The sequence below is a fragment of the Frigoribacterium endophyticum genome (genome assembly GCF_011759585.1).
GTDB classification, from domain to species: domain Bacteria; phylum Actinomycetota; class Actinomycetes; order Actinomycetales; family Microbacteriaceae; genus Frigoribacterium; species Frigoribacterium endophyticum.
In genome coordinates, this window is sequence record NZ_JAAOYV010000002.1 from 702699 (window position 1) to 721852 (window position 19154).

Below are 19154 nucleotides of genomic sequence, written 5' to 3' on the forward strand. Positions count from 1 at the left end.
GGCCGGGCGCGGCCTACGGGCGCAGAGCGGCGAGCGCCGCCTCGACCCGCCGGGCGCGGGTGGCCTCGGTCTTCGCGTCGGTGACCGAGAGCGCCATCGCCTTCTGCTTGCCCGGAGGGAGGGCCGCCCAGGAGGCGCGGGCCCCATCGTCACCGCCGATCGCCTCGTCGAGGGCGGCGGGCAGCTCGACCGTGCGGGGCTCCGTGTCGAGCGCCAGCGTCACCTCCACCTGCTGCCCGCCCTCGACGCCCGCCGCGGTGCGGTGGGCGGCCGACAGCGGCACGAGCGACAGCCCGCCCATGACGCCGACGGTGCTGCGGTAGGTGTGGCCCGCGACGGTGACGACGACCGGGGGGCGGCCGCCCGCGCCGAGGGCGGCGACGACCTCGGGCGGGACGACCAGGCCGGTGGCCGACACGCGCGCTTGGTGCACGGTCGTGGTGAAGGTGACGGGTGCGGGGGCGGCCGGGCCGTCGGCGGGGGTGCTCACGGTCGCGATCCTAAGGCGGCGGCGCAGGCGGCCACCAGCCTGCGGGCACCCGCCGACGGACGCACCCCGGTCCGTTCACCGCACCCCCGCAGAGCGGGGTGCGATGAACGGAACGGGGTGCGCTGGCGCGCGGCGCGGCGCGGCGCGGCTAGCGGCTGCGGCGCGGGCGGCTGCGGCCGGTGCCGCGCTGGGGCCCGCCGCGGCCCTTGGCCGGCGTCTTCTTCGAGCCGGCACCGCGTGGGTCGGGAGCCGACCCCTTGCGGGCCTTCACCGGTGCGGGCTCGTCCTCGCGCCTCCTCGACCTGCTGCTGTTGGCGGTGCGGCCGCGCACGACGCCGATGAAGTCGTCGATGTCGTCGTCGAGCTGGCCGTCGGGCCAGACCAGCGCGATCGTCGTGGGGTCGAGGTCGGCGACGAAGCGGTGCGTGGTGCCCTTGACGCCGTGCAGGCGGGCGAGCGACTGCGGCATGACGGCGACGCCGGCGCCCGTGGCGACGACGGCCACGGCCTCGGCGAGCGAGAGGGCGGGGTCGAGGTCGTGGCGATGCTCGCCGTCGAGGTCGGCGAGCGCGACCTCCTCCTCCTTGCCGAGCGCCGCGATCGGGTGCTCTTTGTGCACGACGACCACGATCCGCTCCTCGTAGAGGGGGATCACCGAGAAGTCGTCGCCGGTCGGCAGCGGCAGACGGCCGAGCAGCATCACGACCGGGTCGTCGCCGCCGAGGGCCGCGAGGGGCTCGTCGCCGTCGACCTCGACGACGTCGAGGGGGAGGTCGCCGCGCCGTTCCTCCCACATCCGTGACCACTTCGCGAGCGTCACCCCGGGCACGAATGCCAGGCGGAAGGAAGCGCGGGTCGGCTCGGTCGTCATCGGCCCAGGCTACCGGTGCCCCCGTCGCGCACCGGCGGGCCCGCCGCCGCCGCCCTCGCCCGCCGCCGCCGCCGCCGCCCTGATGCACCACGTCCTCGCACCGGGACCCCGCCGCGGCGCGGTCCCGGTGCGAGGACGTGGTTCGCGGCCGCACGGTGCCGGGCCGGTACCCTGGGCGGATGAGCGACGAGACCCCCCGCGGCAAGGCCCCGCAGACCCTGAAGCCCTTCACGGCCGCGAAGAAGCTCGGGGTGCACCTGCCGGCGACGCCCGAGTCGTTCCAGTCGACCCCGATCACGCGCGACGAGTTCGCCGAGCTCACGGCGAACCCGCCCGAGTGGCTGGCCGAGCTGCGCCGCACCGGCCCGCACCCCCGCCCCGTCGTCGCGCAGAAGCTCGGCGTCACCATCTCGGGCCTCGCCCGGGGCGGCGTCGAGGAGGCGCTGACCACCGACGAGATCCACGCCCTGCTCGAGCAGATGCCGGCCTGGCTCGTCACCGAGCGCGCCAACATGGCCGAGGTGCGCGAGGAGGAGCAGCGCGTCAAGGACCGCGACGCCGGCCGCGCCGCCCTGCGCGCCGAGCGCGACGAGGCGGAGCGCCGCGAGGCCGAGCGCTCCGGCAAGTAGGCAGGCCCCGCCCCGCCCGCCCCACCCCGGCTCGCCCCGGGCGGCGGGCGGCGGGCTCCCCCGTCGCGTAGCTTCTGAGCCATGTCCTTCAACGACGACGCCCGCATCGACAGCAGCAAGGTCACGCGGCGAGGCCGCGGCCGCACGATCGGCGTCGCCGGCGGCGGGGTCGGCGTCGTCGGCGTGATCATCGTCGTGCTGATCGGGCAGTTCACCGGCGTCGACGTCAGCGGCCTGCTCGGCGGCGGCACCGGCTCCGACGGCGGTGGGCAGTCCGGCGAGCAGGGCGTCGCGAACTGCACCACCGGTGCGCAGGCCAACGAGGACGTCCAGTGCCGCATGGCCGGCGCCGCCGACTCCCTCGACACCTACTGGGCCACCGCGGCCCCGCAGCTCGGAGCGCAGTACGTGACGCCCGAGTTCGCCCTCTTCACGGCCGCCGTCGACACGGGCTGCGGCTCGGCCTCGAGCGCGACCGGCCCGTTCTACTGCCCGCCCGACCAGACCCTCTACGTCGACACCGACTTCTTCCAGCAGCTGCGCGACCAGTTCGGCGCGACGGGCGGCCCGCTCGCCCAGATGTACGTCGTGGGCCACGAGTGGGGCCACCACATCCAGCAGCTGACCGGGGCGTTCGACCGTGCCGACCGCAGCGCGACCGGGCCGGGCTCCGACACCATCCGGCTCGAGGTCCAGGCCGACTGCTACGCCGGCGCGTGGGTCGGCGCCGCCTCCACCATCCAGGACGACCAGGGCACGACCTTCCTCGAGCCGGTCACCGACGCCCAGGTCGCCGACGCCCTCGACGCGGCGGCCGCGGTCGGCGACGACCGCATCCAGGCGCAGAGCGGCCAGGTCGACCCCGACACGTGGACGCACGGCTCGGCCGAGCAGCGTCAGCGCTGGTTCGAGGCCGGGCGCGCCGGGGGCCCCGGGGCCTGCGACACGTTCAGCGTCCCCGCCGCCCAGCTGTAGGAGGCGCGGGGCCGCCCCCGCGACCACGCTGCGGCCGTCCGCGTCGCCAGCCGGTCGACGACCACTGGCCGCTCCGTGAGAACTCCCAGCCAGCTCCCGACCTGTCGTCCCCCACCGGGAGCAGACTCAGGGCACGCTGCGAGGAGGCACGACATGGCACGTTCGGGCAAGGCGGTCGAGTTCGACCGGTACGGAGACATCGACGAGCTGCACTTCGTCGCCCAGGAGCTCCCCGTCCCCGCCGACGACGAGGTCGTCGTCGAGGTCGTGGCGGCGGGGCTCAACCACATCGAGAACTTCATCCGGCAGGGCGACTTCGTCGACCGCCTCCCCCTCGAGTTCCCCGCCCGGCAGGGCTCCTGCTTCGCGGGCATCGTCAAGAAGCGCGGCGCCGCGGTGCGCGACCTCGCGATCGGGGCCGAGGTGCTCGGCCACTCGATCGGCGGCGGGGCGCACGCGACCTGGGTCACCGTGCCCGCCACGGCGGTCGTCAAGAAGCCGATGAACGTCGAGTGGGAGGTCGCCGGCGGCCTCTACCTCGCCGGGGTCACCGCCTACGACATCGTCCGCGGGCTGCACCTCGGCGCGGAGGACGTCGTCGTCGTGACCGCCGCGGCCGGCGGCGTGGGGCACATCGAGTGCCAGCTCGCGAAGGCCGCGGGCGCGACCGTGATCGGCACCTGCAGCCCCCGCAACCACGACTACCTGCGGTCGATCGGCGTGATCCCGATCACCTACGGCGAGGGCATCCAGGAGCGCATCGAGGCGGCGGTGACGCGCCCCGTCACGGCGTTCATCGACAACCACGGCGGCGACAACCCGGAGCTCGCGACCGCCCTCGGCGTGCCGGCCAGCCGGTTCAGCTCGAGCGACGACCGCCTCGACGTCGAGGTGCGCTTCATCACGGCCGAGCGCGACGACGCCGAGCCGGCGATGATCCTCGGCGCCCTCGCCAAGCTGATCGCCGAGAACAAGGTGCGCGTGCTCATCTCGGGCTTCTACCCGTTCGATGCGGTGGCGCAGGCGTTCGACGACCTCGCCGAGAAGCACTCCCGCGGCAAGGTCGTCGTCGGCATGCAGCCGGTCGAGACCGGCGCGCGGTCGCACTGGTACCTGTCGGGCAAGGCCAGGGCCGTCGCGGAGGCGCGGGACTGACGCGCTCCTAGCTCTCGTCGCCGGGGCGGCGCAGCAGCGCCCCCGGCGCGCGCACCGTCGCCGCGGCGACCGCCATGGCGTCGGTCAGCGCGGCAGCCCAGTCGGTCGAGCCGGGGCCGCTCGTGCCCGCGAGCAGGCTGGCGACGATCGACGCGAAGGTCGCGTCGCCCGCGCCCATCGTGTCGACGACCTCGCCCGCCGAGACGGCGACGTCGCGGTGCAGCACCGGGCCGCCCGCGAGCTGGAGGTCGGCCCCGTCGGCGCCCCGCGTGGCCAGCACGGCGCCGGCGCCCGACGCGAGCAGCGCCTCCTGCCAGCCCTCGAGCGAGGTGCCCGCCACGAGCTCGGCGTCGTCGGAGCCGATCTTGACGAGCAGCGAGACGGCGGCCGCACGGGCGAACCCGGCGCGGAAGTCGTCGACGTCGCGGAGGAACCCGGGCCGCGGGTTCGGGTCGACCACGAGCCGCGGCGGCTCGGCGCCGACGTGCTGCAGCAGGCGCTCGGTGAGCCAGGCGTCGTCGAACGGGTACGAGCTGACGGCGACGAGGGGCGCCACGGTGATCGCCGCGACCTGCTCGGGCGAGAAGTCGAGGCCCCGCGCGACGGCGGCCTCGGTGAACGAGTAACTCGGCTCGCCGTCGACGCGCTCGGAGACCGCGCGGCCGGTGCCGAACGCGTTGACCGTCGCCACGAGCTCGACGCCGTGCTCGGCGAGGTGCGCGCGGATCGCCGCACCGTCGGCGTCGTCGCCCACCGAGGCGAGCAGGGTGGTCGGCACGCCGAGCCGGGCGAGGCCGACGGCGACGTTGAGGCCGGCACCGCCGACGTGGTCGTCGGAGCCGGCGGGGGTGCGGATCTCGTCGATGAGGGCGTCGCCGACGACGACGACCCGGCCTGCGGTCTGGTCCATGCGGGCAGCCTACCGAGGCCCGCCGTCACGGGCGACGGGCCCCGGTACGCTGTCGCCGTGACTGACTACGCTCTCGCCGTCGACGTCGGCGGCACGAAGGTCGAGGCCGCCCTCGTGGCCGCCGACGGCACGCTCGCCCCGGGCAGCCGCGACCGCCGCCCGACCGGCCGCGCCTCGAGCAGCGACGAGCTGGCCGGGGCGGTGCGCGACGTCGTGGCGCACGCCCTGGCCGCGGTCGGGCCCGACGACGTCGTCGTCGGCGCGGGCATCGGCAGCGCCGGCCCGGTCGACCTCGTGCGCGGCACGGTCTCGCCCATCAACCTCCCCTCGTGGCGCGGCTTCCCGCTCCGCGACCTGGTCGCCGAGCTCGTCGCGGGCGTCGTCGCCCCCGACGCCCCGGTCACGCTGAGGCTCGACGGCGTCAGCCTCGCCCTGGCCGAGCACTGGGTCGGCGCGACGCAGGGGGCCGACAACGCCCTCGCGATCACGGTCTCGACCGGCGTCGGCGGCGGCCTCATCGTCAACGGCCGCCTGCTCTCGGGCGGCACCGGCAACGCGGGGCACATCGGCCAGATCCAGATCGCCGACCGGCCCGCCGGCCAGAACGCCTCGGCGGCGACGCTCGAGGTCATCGCCTCCGGCCCCAACGTCGTGGCGTGGGCCCGCGCGCAGGGCTGGCAGGGCGAGCGCGGGGAGGACCTCGCGGCCGGCTACCTCGAGGGCGACCCCCTCGCCGTCGCGGCCGTGCGCCGCTCGGCGAACGCCGTCGGCGAGGCCGTGTCGTCGGTCAGCACCCTGCTCGACCTCGACGTCGTCGCGATCGGCGGCGGGTTCTCCCGCGTCAGCGCCGACTACCTCGACCTCGTCCGCCGCACCGTCGACGAGGCCCCGGTCAACCACTACGCGCGGCGGGTGCGCGTCGTGCGCTCCGGGCTGAGCGACGAGAGCCCGCTCGTCGGGGCTGCCGCGCTCGTGTGGCAGGCCGGCCTGCTCGGCTGACCCGCGCCTCCCCCGCTGACCCACGCCTCCCCCGCTGACCCGAGCCCTCCCGCGCCTCCCCAGAAGAGCCGCGAGCCCCGCCGCGCCCGGGATCTGAGAACGGTTCCCGGCAGGAGCAGCCCCCCAGGAGGCGCGCCTAGGCTCGTGTCGTCCCCCACAGCGTCGTCGGAGATCAGCGCGCCCACAGGCGCGCGAGACACCCGCAACCCCCGGAGGTAACCCCGTGCCCACCACCGTCCCCGCTCTCGTCGCCGCCTCGGCCGGCGCCTCGTTCGAGCGCAGCACCATCCAGCGTCGCGACGTCGGCGCCCACGACGTGCAGATCGACATCGCCTTCGCCGGCATCTGCCACAGCGACATCCACCAGGCCCGCGAGGAGTGGGGCAAGGCCATCTTCCCGATGGTGCCCGGCCACGAGATCGCCGGCGTCGTCACCGAGGTCGGCTCCGAGGTCACGAAGCACAAGGTCGGCGACCGCGTCGGCATCGGCTGCTTCGTCGACAGCTGCCGCGAGTGCGAGAACTGCCTCGCGGGCGAGGAGCAGTTCTGCGTCAAGGGCAACGTGCCCACCTACAACGGCCGCGAGTACACGGGCGAAGAGACCTACGGCGGCTACAGCAAGCAGATCGTCGCGAACGAGAACTACGTGCTGTCGATCCCCGAGGGCATCGCCCTCGACGAGGCCGCGCCGCTGCTCTGCGCCGGCATCACCACCTACTCGCCCCTGAAGCACTGGGGCACCGGCCCCGGCACGAAGGTCGCCGTCGTCGGCATGGGCGGGCTCGGCCACATGGCCGTCAAGATCGCGCACGCCATGGGCGCCGAGGTCACCGTCATCAGCCAGACGCTCTCCAAGCAGGAGGACGGCCTCAAGCTCGGCGCCGACCACTACTACGCGTCGAGCGACCCGTCGACCTTCGACGAGCTGAAGAGCTCGTTCGACCTGATCATCAACACGATCTCGGCCGACATGGACATCGACGCCTACGCCCGCACGCTGCGCCTCAACGGCACCATGGTCTTCGTCGGCCTGCCCGAGAACCCGCAGTCGTTCCGCGCCGGCTCGCTCATCATGGGCCGTCGCAGCCTCGCCGGCTCCAACATCGGCGGCATCCGCGAGACGCAGGAGATGCTCGACTTCTGCGCCGAGCACCACATCGGCGCCGAGATCGAGACGATCAGCGCCGACCAGGTCGACGAGGCCTACGAGCGCGTCGTCGCCAGCAAGGTGCGCTACCGCTTCGTGATCGACACCGCCACGATCTAGTCGCTCCGCAGCACGACGACGGCCCCCTCCCGACCAGGGAGGGGGCCGTCGTCGTCCCCGGGCGGGTCCGCCGACACCGGGCGACCGCGTCGGCCCGTCGGCGTCGGGCTCGCCCGCCGTCGGCCCCGAGGAGTCGCGGGTCGCCTACCGCGGGCCGGCGGGCGTGTTGAAGCGGTGCAGCCAGCCCGAGAACTGGGCGAGCTCGTCGTCCGTCCAGCCCTCGACGTGGCTGCGGAACACGGCGCGGTTCTCGTGCCGGACCTCGAGCATCCGCGCCTCGGCCCGCTCGGTGCTCCGGAGCATCGAGACCCGGCCGTCGGAGGCGTCGGCCACGACGTCGACGAACCCGGCGTCGCGCAGCAGGGCGACCTGCCGGCTCACGGCGCCCTTGTCCATCGCCATCGCACGGACGATCTCGCCGGCCGTGCAGGGCTGGTGCTTCATCACGTAGCGCAGCACGTAGAACGCCGTCGGCGGCACGTCGGGGTCGAAGCGGGAGGCCGCGGCGGCGATGGTGCGCTTGGCCTCCACCATGAGCGAGCCGATCTCGTCGACCACGCTGGCCATCAGGCCTTCTCGGCCCTCGTCGTCGGCCTCGGGGAGGCGCGGGGCGTCGAGCACCGCGCCTCCCGGCTGGCCGTCATCGATCGGCTGCGACATCCTTCTCCTCGACCAGGGACGAGAACACCGGGCTCTCGCTCAGCTCGTCGTCGGACACGGGGTGGCCCGCCACCTCGGCGGCCCCGGTCGCGATGATCGTATCGACGGTCCCGGTGCGCGGCTGCGCCTCGGCCGGGGCGCTCGAGACCGCAGGCGCGAGCCCGGCGGTCGCCGCGGCGCCCTTGGTCGCCGGGGAGGCGGCGGCTCCGTCGACCGGTGCCGCGCCTCCCTGGGGGCCGGCCGCGGCGGCGCGCTGGATGCCCGACTTCGTGCCGAGCTCGACGTTCGGCAGCAGGCAGACGAACACGATGGTGATGATCGCGAGCGGGGCCGCGATGAGGAAGACGTCGGCGACGCCCTGGCCGTAGGCCGACTCGATGATGGTGCGGATCGGGCCGGGCACGGTGCTGAGGTCGGGGATGCTCGTGGTCGACTCGCCGCTGCCGAGCGCGCTCGGGTCGACGCCGGCGTCGGTGAGCCCGTCGGTGATGTAGCCCGAGACCTTCGTGCCGAGCACGGCGCCCATGACCGAGACGCCGATCGTGCCGCCGAGGCTGCGGAAGAACGCGACGCTCGAGGAGGCGGCGCCGACGACGCTCACGTCGACGGAGTTCTGCACGACGAGCACGAGGTTCTGCATCACCATGCCGATGCCGAGCCCCATCATCGCCATGAAGACGGAGACGACGGCGAAGTTCGTGTCGTACTCGATGGTCGACATGAGGAAGAGGCCGGCGGCGAGGAGGATCGAGCCCACGATCATGTAGGGCTTCCATTTGCCGTACTTCGAGATGAGCGCACCGGCGACCATCGACGAGATCAGCAGGCCGAGCACCATCGGCAGGGTCAGGATGCCCGCCATGGTCGGCGACTGGCCGCGGGCCAGCTGCATGTACTGGCCGAGGAAGACGCTGGTGCCGAACATCGCGACGCCGACGCTCAGCGAGGCGATCACCGCGAAGGTGAAGGTGCGGTTCTTGAACAGCGTGAGCGGGATGATCGGCTCCTTCGAGCGGAACTCCACGACCACGGCGAGGGCGAGCAGCACGGCCGCGCCCAGGCCCATCAGCCAGCTGGTGGCCGAGGCCCACTCGAACTGCTTGCCGCCGAGCGACACCCAGATGAGCAGCAGCGAGACGCCGCCGGCGATCAGCCCGGCGCCCCAGTAGTCGACGACGACCTTCTTCTTCGGCTTGGCCGGCAGGTGCAGCGTGCGCTGGATGACGATCAGCGCGGCGATGCCGACGGGCACGCCGACGAAGAAGTTCCAGCGCCAGCCGATGGTGTCGGTGAGCACGCCGCCGAGCAGCGGGCCGCCGATGGTGCCGACGCTCATCACGGCGCCGAGGTAGCCCATGTACCGGCCGCGCTCGCGCGGGCTGATGATGTCGCTCATGACGACCTGCACCAGGGCGGTGAGGCCGCCGGCGCCGAGGCCCTGGAAGACGCGGAAGGTGATCAGCGTCGCGGTGTCCTGCGAGAAGCCGGCCGCGACCGACGCGAGCACGAACAGCACGAGGGCCACCTGCAGCAGCACCTTGCGGTTCGTCAGGTCGGAGAACTTGCCCCAGAGGGGCGTGCTGACGGTCGTCGCGAGCAGCGTGGCGGTGATGACCCAGGTGTACGAGGTCTGGCTGCCGTTCAGGTCGCTGACGATGCGCGGCAGCGAGGTCGACACGACGGTCGACGAGAGGATCGCCACGAGCATGCCCATCAGCAGGCCCGACAGGGCCGTGAGGACTTCGCGGTGGCTCATGCCGGGCGCTTCGCCCGGTTCGTGGGGAGCCGCGGGCTTCGTGCCCGCGGCGGTGGTGGTCTGCGACAAGGTGCGCTCCGTGGTCGTTCTGAGATGGGGGTCGCTGACCGCCGTTGGTCAGGTAGTTGCTGAACGTCAACCATACGCCGTAGTTGACGGAACGCAACCATCTCGCTGCAGATCGTGCAGACTTTTTCCCGGGCTCCGTCCGCACAGGACGGAGGCGCGGTGTGCGTCCTCCGCACACCGCGCCTCCGGCAGGCCCTCGCGGGCTAGCGCACTTCCTCCGGCCGTTTCTTCCGGAACATCTCCGCCGGCTGGTGCTCGCCGTTCCACACCTGCGTGATGCCCCAGACCACGGCCATCAGCGGCACGGCGATGACCGCGCCGACGACGCCGCCGAGGATGGTGCCGGCGGTCAGGGCGACCAGGATGACGAGGCCGTGCAGCTGCAGGGTGCGGCCCATCAGCACCGGCTGGAGGAAGTTGCCCTCGAGCTGGTTGACGAGCACGACGACCGCGATGACCCAGATGGCGGCCACGGGGCCGTTGGCCACCAGGGCGACGAGCGCCGCGAGGATGCCCGCGGCGGTGGCGCCGACGAGCGGGATGAAGGCGGTGAGGAAGACGACCACGGCCAGGGGCAGCGCCAGCGGCACGCCGATGATCGCGAGGCCGACGCCGATGCCGATGGCATCGACGGCGGCGACGGTGGCCGTGCCGCGCACGTAGCCGCCGAGGGTGGCGACCGTCTTGTCGCCGATGCGGCGGGCCCGGGCGTACTGCTCGCCCTTGAACGGGCGGAGGAGGAACTCCCAGATTGCCGGGCCGTCCTTGAGGAAGAAGAACAGCACGACGATCATCAGCACGAGGCCGGTCGCGAAGCTGCCGATCGCGCTGGCGCCGGCGAGGGCGCCCGAGCCGAACTGCGCGCTCGTCACGAAGTCGACGACGGTGTTCCGCACGGACTCGATCTGGTCGTCGGTGATCGAGAACGGCAGGGTGGTGATCCAGTCCTGCAGCTGGTCGAAGCCCTCGGTGGCCGACTTCGCCAGGGAGGCCGCCTGGTTCTCGACGGCCCAGACGAGCAGCCAGCCGACGAGGCCCAGCACGACCACGACGCCGAGCAGGGCGATGATCGTGGCGAGGAGGCTCGGCACCCGGTGCCGACGGAGAAAGGCGATCAGCGGGTACATCGCCGAGGCGAAGATCAGCGCGAGCAGCACCGGCAGGGTGACGAGGCTCAGCGAGAGGAAGGTGTAGATCACGGCGATGCCGACGACGACGACGGCGATGATCTGCAGGCTGCGGATCGCCAGGCGGCCGAACGCGTCGGTCCAGATGCTGCTCTGGACGGCGGCGTTGTGCTCGACCACCTCGGCGTCCTTGGTGCGGAAGAGTCCCACGGTTCGTCCTCGTCGTTCTGTGTGGTGGTCATGGTGCGCGGCCGGAGGGCGTGCGACGACGTCGTGCGGTGCACGACCGTCTCATCGAACTACCTGAGGGGCCCGGAGGGCCACCAGCCACGCGGGCGACGGGAGAGGAGCCGCCGGGCGGAGCCGCGGGGCCCGTCAGGCGCGGGGCCGCAGACGACGCCAGACGGCGCGCGTGCGCAGCGGGTCGGCCCGCCACCAGCGGGTGAACGGCACCCCCGAGCGCCCGTGCACCGCGAAGACCCGCAGCGCGCGCCGCGTCCGCAGCCCCGGGTCGGCGCCCCGGTCGAACGGGCGCGCCGAGATGCCGGCCACGACGTCGCGCCGGTAGACGAGGCGGCCGCCCCGCGTCGGCGCCAGGTCGCCGAGGTGGAGGGCGAGGTCCATGTCGTCGTGCAGCCCCGTGTCGCGGCGGTGCACGACGTCGCTCACGGCGGCCCACGCCGACCGGCGCATCATCATGGTCGACCCGAACAACGGCCAGTGCGCCAGCGCCGAGCCCACGAGCCAGTGGTACGCGCCGACGTACGCCGCCGAGAGCAGCCTCTGGGCCCCCACGGGCGCGTCGTAGAAGCGGGCGTTCGTCGTGACCGCGAGCACGTCGCCGTCGGCCTCGAGGGTGCCCGCGAGCTCGGCGACCCAGGTGCGCGGCAGCACGCTGTCGGCGTCGCAGCGGCCGATCAGGTCGCCGGTCGCGGCGTCGTACCCGGTGGAGGCGGCGGCCGCGATCCCGACGACGGGCTCGGTGACGACGCGCGCACCCGCCGCGGTCGCGACCGCCACGGTGTCGTCGGTGCTGCCGTTGTCGACCACGAGCACCTCGTCGGGCAGCCGCGTCTGGCGCGCGAGCGACCGGAGGCAGGCCTCGAGGTGCCGCGCGTCGTCACGGACCGGGATCACGACGGAGACTCGCACCGGCCCAGTCAACCGCGCCTAGCCTGGGCCGGTGACCACCACCGTCGTCGTCGTGTCCGACACCCACGTGCCGCAGAAGGCCCGCGCCGTGCCCGACGAGCTCTGGGCGGCGGTCGAGGCCGCCGACGTCGTCGTGCACGCCGGCGACTGGACCGGCACCGCGATCCTCGACGAGTTCGAGCGGCGCTCCCGACGCCTGGTCGGCGTCTGGGGCAACAACGACGGCGACGAGCTCCGGGCCCGGCTGCCGGAGGTGGCTCGCGAGACGATCGACGGCGTCCGCGTCGCCGTCGTCCACGAGACGGGACAGAAGGAGGCGCGGGAGGCGCGGGCGGACCGCCTCCACCCCGAGACCGACCTGCTGCTCTTCGGCCACAGCCACATCCCGTGGGACTCGACCACCGCCTCCGGCACGCGCCTGCTCAACCCCGGGTCACCGACCGACAAGCGGCGACAGCCGCGGGCCACGTACCTCAGCCTCGTGCTGGACGCGGGCACCGTGCGCGACGTCGTGCTGCACGAGCTGCCGCTCCGGCCGACGACCCGGTCGCGCCGGGCCGACCTGCCCGCGGGGCCGGTGCGGGAGATCGACGTGATCGTGCCCCACCCGCGCCGCCGCGACTGACGGCGACGCGAGCCGGGGCGGTCGGGCCGGGAAGTCGCCGCGGCTAGGAGGCGGGAGTCTCGGCCGGGGCCGGCGTCTCGGCCGGTGCCGACTCGGTGGGCTCGGGCGTCGGCGTGGCCGTCGACGTCGCCGAGTCGGAGTAGCTGTTGCCGGCCGCGGTCACGACGAAGTTGCGGAACTCCTCGTTGGTGAACGGCAGGCTCGGGTCGTACTGCTGGCCGTTGACGAGGACGGTGGGCGTGCCGCGGAAGGTCTCGACGTCGCTGTTCGGCAGCGGCCCGTCGAGCACGCGCTCGGTCGAGGCGCTGACCCAGGAGGCGAACTCCTGGTCGTCGATGCAGGTCTCGATCGCCGAGGCCTGCTGCACGCCGTCGACGCCCGTGGCGATGTCGGCGAGCTGCGAGTCGTCGAGGCCGCGCGTGCCCTCCTCCGGCTGCTGGTCGAACATGGCCGTGTTGAAGTCGAAGAAGGAGTCGGGCGAGTAGTTCGCGACGCAGGCGGCGGCGTTCGCGGCTCGGTTCGAGTACTTCGTGCCCAGCGAGCTGTTGGTCAGGATCGCGATCGGGTGGTACTCGACCGTCGCGGCGCCCGACGACACGAGGCCGGCGATGTAGTCGTTGTTGGCCGCCTCGAACTGGCCGCAGATCGGGCAGAGGTAGTCGAGGTAGACGACGATGTCGACGGTGTCGGAGGCCGCCGTGGTCTCCGTCGCGACGGGCTCGTCGCCCGCGTCGAGCGCGGGGGTCGTCTGCGCGACGAAGTCCTGGCCGATGCGGATGCCGTCGCTGGCCATGTTGGCGGGGCCGGGGCCGGCCGGCTTGATGCTGTTCGTGATGACCAGGACGACGCCGACGACGATCGCGACGACGACCAGGCCGAGGCCGCCCTGCAGCACCCAGCGGCTCGTCCGCTGACGGCGCTTCTGCTTCTTGCGGGCGAGCTGCGCCTTCTCGCGGGCGGCGGCCCGACGCTGGTTCTTGGTCAGCGACTTGTCGTTCTCAGTCATGGGGGTGCGGTTCTCCGATGCGCGACGGGGGTCGGGGCGTCGCGTCGTTGAGGGGCAGACGGGTAGGGCGGAGCGGGTCGGAGAGCACGTGGCGCGCCTCCGGCCCCCCGTGATCCTAGGAGAGCGCGCTGGGAGATGTCCGGACACCATCCCCCCGACCCCCCTCCGGCCACCCGTCCGGGGGCCCTGCCAGGGGCCGTTCTGTGGCATGCTGAGGCGCGGTGGTCATCGTCGACCAACACGGTTGATCACCGTCCATTCACAACGGATCGTCCGGCACGTACCTGCCGGTGAAGGAGAAACGAATCATGGCGTCCGTGACGTTCAGCAAGGCAACCCGTCTCTACCCCGGCTCGACCCGCGCAGCGGTCGACGCGATCGACCTCGAGGTCGCCGACGGCGAGTTCCTCGTCCTCGTGGGCCCCTCGGGCTGCGGCAAGTCGACCACCCTCCGCATGCTCGCCGGCCTCGAAGAGGTCAACAGCGGCGACATCTTCATCGGCGACCGCAACGTCACCGACGTGCCGCCGAAGGACCGCGACATCGCGATGGTGTTCCAGAACTACGCGCTGTACCCGCACATGACCGTCGCCGAGAACATGGGCTTCGCGCTCAAGATCGCCGGCGTCGGCAAGGAGGAGCGCGCGACCCGCGTCCTCGAGGCCGCGAAGCTGCTCGACCTCGAGCCCTACCTCTCGCGCAAGCCCAAGGCCCTCTCCGGTGGTCAGCGTCAGCGCGTCGCCATGGGCCGCGCCATCGTGCGCCAGCCCCAGGTCTTCCTCATGGACGAGCCGCTGTCGAACCTCGACGCCAAGCTCCGCGTCCAGACCCGCACCCAGATCGCCTCCCTGCAGCGTCGCCTCGGCGTCACCACGGTCTACGTCACCCACGACCAGACCGAGGCCCTGACCATGGGCGACCGCATCGCGGTCCTCAAGGACGGCGTCCTGCAGCAGGTCGGCACGCCCCGCGACCTGTACGAGAAGCCGCAGAACGTCTTCGTCGCCGGCTTCATCGGCTCGCCGGCCATGAACCTCCTGCCCGCCGACGTCGTCGACGGCGGCATCAAGTTCGGCACGGCCGTCACCTCGGTCGACCGCGACACCGTCGGCCAGGCCAACGGCAAGAGCGTCACCGTGGGCGTCCGCCCCGAGGACGTCGTGGTCAACACCACCGGCGAGGGCCTCGCGGTCACGGTCGACGTGGTCGAGGAGCTCGGCGCCGACGGCTACCTCTACGGCCACACCGAGGTCGACGGCGCGCGCGTCGACATCGTCGTGCGCGTCGACGGTCGCAACCACCCGGGCCTCGGCGACACGATCTACATCACGCCGCAGGCGCACCACGTGCACGTCTTCGACACCGAGAGCGGCCAGCGCCTCGGCGACAAGGCCGTCGTCAGCGCGTAGCCCCCGCACCCCCGATCGGCCCGTCGCGTCGCCAGGAGAACCTCTCCGAGCGACCCGGCGGGCCGATCGTCCGTTCCGCCCCCGACCACACCCGATCGCCCGGCGCGCCCCGGCCGTCCGACCAGAGAAGACCCATGAGCGACTCCCTCAACATCACCTCGGCCACCGTCGACCCGGCGCTGCTCGACCTGCCGTGGTCCCTCCCCCTCGACGAGTGGCCCGACGAGGCCATCGCGGCCCTGCCGAAGGGCATCTCGCGGCACCTGGTGCGCTTCGCGCACCTCAGCGGCTACGTGATCGCGATCAAGGAGACCTCGGGCGAGATGGCCCGGGGCGAGTACGAGATGCTCCGCACCCTGCAGCGGATGGACATCCCCTGCGTCGACCCCCTGGCGGTCATCACGAACCGGCGCGACGTCGACGGCTCGCCCCTCAACCCCGTGCTCGTCACGCGGCACCTCAAGTTCTCGCTGCCCTACCGGGCGCTGTACTCGCAGACCCTCCGCCCCGACACCGCGAAGCGGCTCGTCGACGCGCTGGCCCTGCTGCTCGTGCGCCTGCACGTCATCGGCTTCTACTGGGGCGACGTCTCGCTCTCGAACACGCTCTTCCGGCGCGACGCGGGCGCCTTCGCGGCCTACCTGGTCGACGCCGAGACCGGCAAGCTCTACCCGGGCGGGCTCTCGAACGGCCAGCGCGAGAACGACCTCGAGGTCGCCCGCGTCAACATCGCCGGCGAGCTGCTCGACCTCGAGGCCGGCGGGCGCCTCGACGACAACCTCGACGCCGTCGACGTCAGCAACGGCATCGTCGCGAAGTACCGCAGCCTCTGGACGGAGCTGACCGGCAGCGAGACGTTCTCCAGCTCGGAGCGCTGGCGCATCACCGACCGGGTCGAGCGGCTCAACGACCTCGGCTTCGACATCGAGGAGCTCGCGATCAAGACGGCCGAGGGCGGCACCCAGGTGCGCATCCAGCCCAAGGTCGTGGACGCCGGCCACCACTCCCGCCGCCTGCTGCGCCTCACCGGCCTCGACGTGGAGGAGAACCAGGCCCGGCGCCTCCTCAACGACCTCGACGCCTACCGGCTGCGCACCGGCAACACCGACGCGGACGAGGAGATGGTGGCGCACGAGTGGGCCGCCCGGGTGTTCGAGCCGGTCGTCCGGTCCATCCCCCGCGACCTCCGCGGCCGCCTCGAGCCGGCGGAGGTCTTCCACCAGCTGCTCGAGCACCGCTGGTACCGCTCGCAGCAGGAGAACCGCGACGTGCCCATCGCCGAGGCGCTGACGTCGTACATCAACGACGTGCTGCGGCACCGCCGTGACGAGCGCACCGTCATCGACCCGGCCACCGAGTCGATCACCCTGCCCGACGCCGAGCTGCTCGAGGCCGAGGACGACGACGACGACTGGCGCTCCAAGGTCTGACCCGACGCGGCGCCTTCCGCGACCACGCAGAGGAGGCGCGGTGCCGGGCGACCGGCACCGCGCCTCCTCTGTGTCGGGGCTGACGAGCGCTACGAGCGCTCGGCGCGCAGCTTCGAGATCTCGTAGAGCGTGACGCTCGCGGCCATGCCGGCGTTCAGCGACTCGACGGCGCCCGTGATCGGGATCGACACGATGGCGTCGCAGGTCTCGGCGACGATGCGCGAGAGGCCCTTGCCCTCGCTGCCCACGACGACCACGAGCGGGCGGTCGGCGAGCTCGAGGCCCGGCAGCATGACGTCGCCGTCGCCGTCGAGGCCCAGCACGAAGACGCCCTGGTCCTTGAACGACTTGAGGGTCTGCGTCAGGTTCGACGCCATCGCGACGGGGATGCGCGCCGCGGCACCGGCCGAGGTCTTCCACGCCGAGGCGGTGAGGCCGACCGAGCGACGCTGCGGGATGATGACGCCCTGGCCGCCGAACGCGGCGACCGAGCGGATGATCGCGCCGAGGTTGCGCGGGTCGGTGATGCCGTCGAGCGCGACGAAGAGCGGGTTCTGGCGACGCTTGATCGAGCCCTCGAGCAGGTCGACCGGGTGCGCGTACTCGTACGGCGGCACCTTGAGGGCGACGCCCTGGTGCACCGAGTCGGGGCCCGTGAGGCGGTCGAGCTCGGGGCGCATGACCTCGAGGATCGGCAGCCCGCGACGCGTCGCGAGGTTGAGGATCTCCTTCGTGCGGTCGTCCATCTCGATGCGCGCCGCGATGTAGAGCGTCGAGGCGGGGATGCGCGTGCGCAGGGCCTCGAGCACCGAGTTGCGCCCGGTGACCATCTCGCTGTCGTCGGAGCTCTTCGGCTTGCGGCGCGGGGCGTCCTGCCCGCCGCGGCCGGCGATCGGCGACCCGGCGCGGGGGCCGTTGCCGCCGCGCCCCCGGGCGGCGTCAAGGCGCTCGCGCGCCGCCTTCGCCTTGCCCGCGGGGTGGTACGGGCGGTCCTCCGCGGCGGGAGTGGGCTTCTTGCCCTCGAGCGCCTGGCGCCCCTGGCCGCCGCTGCCGACCTGCTTGCCCTTGCTGCCCTTGCGGACGGCGCTGCTGCTCGGCCGCCCCTTGTTCGCTCCGCTGGTGTTCTTCACTGTTCGAGGCTCCAATGCGACCCGCTGGGGGTGTCTTCGATGGTGACGCCGGCGGACGCCAGCATCTCGCGTACGCGGTCGGCCTGCGCGAAGTCGCGCGCGGCCCTGGCTTCCTGGCGGCTGGCGAGGAGGGTCTCGACGAGGGTGCCGAGCGCGCGGTGCGCGTCGCCCTCGTCGTCTCCGCGCCACTCGGGCGCCAGCGGGTCGATGCCCAGCACGGCCACCATGGCGGCGACGTGCTGGCGGTCGCGGGCGGCCGTGTCGAGGTCGCCGTCGTCGAGGGCGACGTTGCCCGACCGGACGGCGTCGTGCAGCACGGCGATCGCCTGCGGCACGTTGAGGTCGTCGTCCATCGCCTCGGCGAACTCGTCGGGCACGACCCGGGCGCCGACACCGGCGAAGCGGGTGTCGGCCAGACGGCGCTCGGCCCGCGAGAGGAACGTCTCGACGCGGTCGAGCGCAGCCTCCGCCTCGACGAGCGCGCCGTCGTGGTAGTCGATGGTCGAGCGGTAGTGCGCCGCGCTGAGGAAGTAGCGGACGACGACCGGCCGCGCGAGGGCGAGGAAGTCGGCGGCGAAGATCGAGTTGCCGAGCGACTTCGACATCTTCTGGCCGTCGACGGCGACGAGGCCGTTGTGCAGCCAGTGGTGCGCGAAGGCGTCGCCGGCCGCGGTCGACTGGGCCAGCTCGTTCTCGTGGTGCGGGAACCGCAGGTCGAGGCCGCCGCCGTGGATGTCGAAGGCGCTGCCCAGGTATCGCTTCGACATCGCCGAGCACTCGATGTGCCAGCCGGGCCGGCCGTCGCCCCACGGCGACGACCAGCTCGCCGAGGCGGGCTCGTCGGCCTTCGCGCCCTTCCAGAGCGCGAAGTCGCGGGGGTCGCGCTTGCCGCGCGGGTCGGCGTCGGCCGCGGGGGCCATGTCGTCGAGGCCCTGGTTCGTCAGGGCGCCGTAGCTCGGCCAGCTCGCGGTGTCGAAGTACACGTCGCCCGAGCCGTCGGGCGCGGCGTAGGCGTGCCCGCGGTCGATCAGCGTCGCGACGATCTGCTGCATCTCGGTGACGCTCGCGGTCGCGCGCGGCTCGTAGGTCGGCGGCAGCACGCCGAGCGCCTGGTACCCCGCGGTGAACTCGAGCTCGTAGCGGTAGGCGCGCGCCCACCACTCCTCGTCGGTGCCGCTCGAGAGCGCGAGGATCTTGTCGTCGATGTCGGTGACGTTGCGCACCAGGGTGACGTCGAGGCCGCGGTAGGTGAACCAGCGGCGCCACAGGTCGTAGACCAACGCGCTGCGCAGGTGGCCGATGTGCGGCGACGACTGCACGGTGGGCCCGCAGACGTACAGCCCCACCCGGCCGGGCTCGAGGGGGACGAAGTCGACGAGCGCCTGCTCGCGGGAGTCGTAGAGGCGGATGGTCACGCGGTCAGCCTATTCAGTGGTCGTCGGCGGACGGGTCGGACGACCCGTCGTCGGTGAGCGAGGTCGGGGCGACGGCGCC

At 73.0% G+C, this 19154-nt stretch carries 18 protein-coding genes; 8 read left to right on the forward strand and 10 right to left on the reverse strand.

Going from position 1 to position 19154, the window contains the following annotated elements; genetic code table 11:
• Positions 1 to 13 precede the first annotated feature (13 nt).
• Positions 14 to 490, reverse strand: coding sequence for a DUF1905 domain-containing protein (locus FHR77_RS10560; protein ID WP_167260155.1), 477 nt, complete (start codon positions 488 to 490; stop codon positions 14 to 16).
• A gap of 148 nt (positions 491 to 638) precedes the next feature.
• Complete coding sequence (locus FHR77_RS10565) at positions 639 to 1361, reverse strand: LysR substrate-binding domain-containing protein (RefSeq protein WP_167260157.1); 723 nt, start codon at positions 1359 to 1361, stop codon at positions 639 to 641.
• A 179-nt stretch (positions 1362 to 1540) separates the two neighbouring features.
• On the opposite strand from FHR77_RS10565, the gene FHR77_RS10570 reads away from it, so the two are divergent.
• The 3 genes from FHR77_RS10570 (at position 1541) to FHR77_RS10580 (ending at position 4120) form a co-directional block, all read left to right on the forward strand.
• Complete coding sequence (locus FHR77_RS10570; RefSeq protein ID WP_056057024.1) at positions 1541 to 1990, forward strand: DUF5997 family protein; 450 nt, start codon at positions 1541 to 1543, stop codon at positions 1988 to 1990.
• Between the two features lie 81 nt (positions 1991 to 2071).
• Complete coding sequence (gene ypfJ / locus FHR77_RS10575) at positions 2072 to 2965, forward strand: KPN_02809 family neutral zinc metallopeptidase (RefSeq protein WP_167260159.1); 894 nt, start codon at positions 2072 to 2074, stop codon at positions 2963 to 2965.
• 153 nt (positions 2966 to 3118) lie between these two features.
• Complete coding sequence (locus FHR77_RS10580; RefSeq protein WP_167260161.1) at positions 3119 to 4120, forward strand: NADP-dependent oxidoreductase; 1002 nt, start codon at positions 3119 to 3121, stop codon at positions 4118 to 4120.
• 7 nt (positions 4121 to 4127) lie between these two features.
• Here FHR77_RS10580 and FHR77_RS10585 read toward each other — a convergent pair whose 3' ends face one another.
• Positions 4128 to 5030: a carbohydrate kinase family protein gene (locus FHR77_RS10585; protein WP_167260163.1), complete on the reverse strand. Its 903-nt coding sequence runs from the start codon at positions 5028 to 5030 to the stop codon at positions 4128 to 4130.
• 57 nt (positions 5031 to 5087) lie between these two features.
• Here FHR77_RS10585 and FHR77_RS10590 point away from each other — a divergent pair, with 57 nt between their 5' ends.
• A complete protein-coding gene (locus FHR77_RS10590) occupies positions 5088 to 6029 on the forward strand; it encodes an ROK family protein (protein ID WP_167260165.1) in 942 nt (313 codons plus the stop codon).
• A 223-nt stretch (positions 6030 to 6252) separates the two neighbouring features.
• Positions 6253 to 7296 (forward strand): alcohol dehydrogenase catalytic domain-containing protein, encoded by a 1044-nt coding sequence (locus FHR77_RS10595; protein WP_167260167.1) that lies wholly within the window; start codon positions 6253 to 6255, stop codon positions 7294 to 7296.
• A 144-nt stretch (positions 7297 to 7440) separates the two neighbouring features.
• On the opposite strand, the gene FHR77_RS10600 is transcribed toward FHR77_RS10595, so the two are convergent.
• The 4 genes from FHR77_RS10600 to FHR77_RS10615 form a co-directional block, all read right to left on the reverse strand.
• Positions 7441 to 7956 (reverse strand): MarR family winged helix-turn-helix transcriptional regulator, encoded by a 516-nt coding sequence (locus FHR77_RS10600; protein ID WP_167260169.1) that lies wholly within the window; start codon positions 7954 to 7956, stop codon positions 7441 to 7443.
• Positions 7937 to 9712 (reverse strand): MDR family MFS transporter, encoded by a 1776-nt coding sequence (locus FHR77_RS10605; protein ID WP_167261332.1) that lies wholly within the window; start codon positions 9710 to 9712, stop codon positions 7937 to 7939. The genes FHR77_RS10600 and FHR77_RS10605 overlap by 20 nt, the downstream gene beginning before the upstream one ends.
• Before the next feature lie 272 nt (positions 9713 to 9984).
• The gene (locus tag FHR77_RS10610) at positions 9985 to 11118 is read right to left on the reverse strand and encodes an AI-2E family transporter (protein ID WP_167260171.1); all 1134 of its coding nucleotides are present in this window, start codon (positions 11116 to 11118) and stop codon (positions 9985 to 9987) included.
• 165 nt (positions 11119 to 11283) lie between these two features.
• A complete protein-coding gene (locus FHR77_RS10615) occupies positions 11284 to 12060 on the reverse strand; it encodes a glycosyltransferase family 2 protein (protein ID WP_341777326.1) in 777 nt (258 codons plus the stop codon).
• Positions 12061 to 12091: 31 nt separating this feature from the next.
• Here FHR77_RS10615 and FHR77_RS10620 point away from each other — a divergent pair, with 31 nt between their 5' ends.
• Entirely contained in the window at positions 12092 to 12685 is a 594-nt protein-coding gene (locus FHR77_RS10620) for a metallophosphoesterase family protein (RefSeq protein WP_082514587.1), read from the forward strand.
• Between the two features lie 43 nt (positions 12686 to 12728).
• Here the strand turns inward: FHR77_RS10620 and FHR77_RS10625 are convergent, their stop codons facing one another.
• Entirely contained in the window at positions 12729 to 13691 is a 963-nt protein-coding gene (locus FHR77_RS10625) for a DsbA family protein (RefSeq protein ID WP_167260176.1), read from the reverse strand.
• A gap of 308 nt (positions 13692 to 13999) precedes the next feature.
• Here FHR77_RS10625 and FHR77_RS10630 point away from each other — a divergent pair, with 308 nt between their 5' ends.
• Together FHR77_RS10630 and FHR77_RS10635 are read left to right on the forward strand one after the other, a co-directional pair.
• Positions 14000 to 15100, forward strand: coding sequence for an ABC transporter ATP-binding protein (locus tag FHR77_RS10630; RefSeq protein WP_056057042.1), 1101 nt, complete (start codon positions 14000 to 14002; stop codon positions 15098 to 15100).
• Positions 15101 to 15234: 134 nt separating this feature from the next.
• Positions 15235 to 16530, forward strand: coding sequence for a DUF4032 domain-containing protein (locus FHR77_RS10635; protein ID WP_056057045.1), 1296 nt, complete (start codon positions 15235 to 15237; stop codon positions 16528 to 16530).
• Between the two features lie 89 nt (positions 16531 to 16619).
• On the opposite strand, the gene rlmB is transcribed toward FHR77_RS10635, so the two are convergent.
• Both rlmB and cysS read right to left on the reverse strand, forming a co-directional pair.
• Positions 16620 to 17660 carry a 23S rRNA (guanosine(2251)-2'-O)-methyltransferase RlmB gene (rlmB, locus tag FHR77_RS10640; protein WP_056057046.1) on the reverse strand — a complete coding sequence of 347 codons (1041 nt, stop codon included), beginning with the start codon at positions 17658 to 17660 and terminating at the stop codon, positions 16620 to 16622.
• Complete coding sequence (cysS, locus tag FHR77_RS10645; RefSeq protein ID WP_167260178.1) at positions 17657 to 19075, reverse strand: cysteine--tRNA ligase; 1419 nt, start codon at positions 19073 to 19075, stop codon at positions 17657 to 17659. The genes rlmB and cysS overlap by 4 nt, the downstream gene beginning before the upstream one ends.
• Positions 19076 to 19154 lie beyond the last annotated feature (79 nt).

Bases quoted from the DNA above. Each gene is read 5' to 3' on its own strand.
- FHR77_RS10600 (WP_167260169.1), bottom strand. From the start codon at position 7,956: ATGTCGCAGCCGATCGATGACGGCCAGCCGGGAGGCGCGGTGCTCGAC.
- FHR77_RS10605 (WP_167261332.1), bottom strand. From the start codon at position 9,712: ATGAGCCACCGCGAAGTCCTCACGGCCCTGTCGGGCCTGCTGATGGGC.
- FHR77_RS10635 (WP_056057045.1), top strand. From the start codon at position 15,235: ATGAGCGACTCCCTCAACATCACCTCGGCCACCGTCGACCCGGCGCTG.
- ypfJ (WP_167260159.1), top strand. From the start codon at position 2,072: ATGTCCTTCAACGACGACGCCCGCATCGACAGCAGCAAGGTCACGCGG.
- FHR77_RS10630 (WP_056057042.1), top strand. From the start codon at position 14,000: ATGGCGTCCGTGACGTTCAGCAAGGCAACCCGTCTCTACCCCGGCTCG.
- FHR77_RS10580 (WP_167260161.1), top strand. From the start codon at position 3,119: ATGGCACGTTCGGGCAAGGCGGTCGAGTTCGACCGGTACGGAGACATC.
- FHR77_RS10565 (WP_167260157.1), bottom strand. From the start codon at position 1,361: ATGACGACCGAGCCGACCCGCGCTTCCTTCCGCCTGGCATTCGTGCCC.
- FHR77_RS10585 (WP_167260163.1), bottom strand. From the start codon at position 5,030: ATGGACCAGACCGCAGGCCGGGTCGTCGTCGTCGGCGACGCCCTCATC.
- FHR77_RS10625 (WP_167260176.1), bottom strand. From the start codon at position 13,691: ATGACTGAGAACGACAAGTCGCTGACCAAGAACCAGCGTCGGGCCGCC.
- FHR77_RS10570 (WP_056057024.1), top strand. From the start codon at position 1,541: ATGAGCGACGAGACCCCCCGCGGCAAGGCCCCGCAGACCCTGAAGCCC.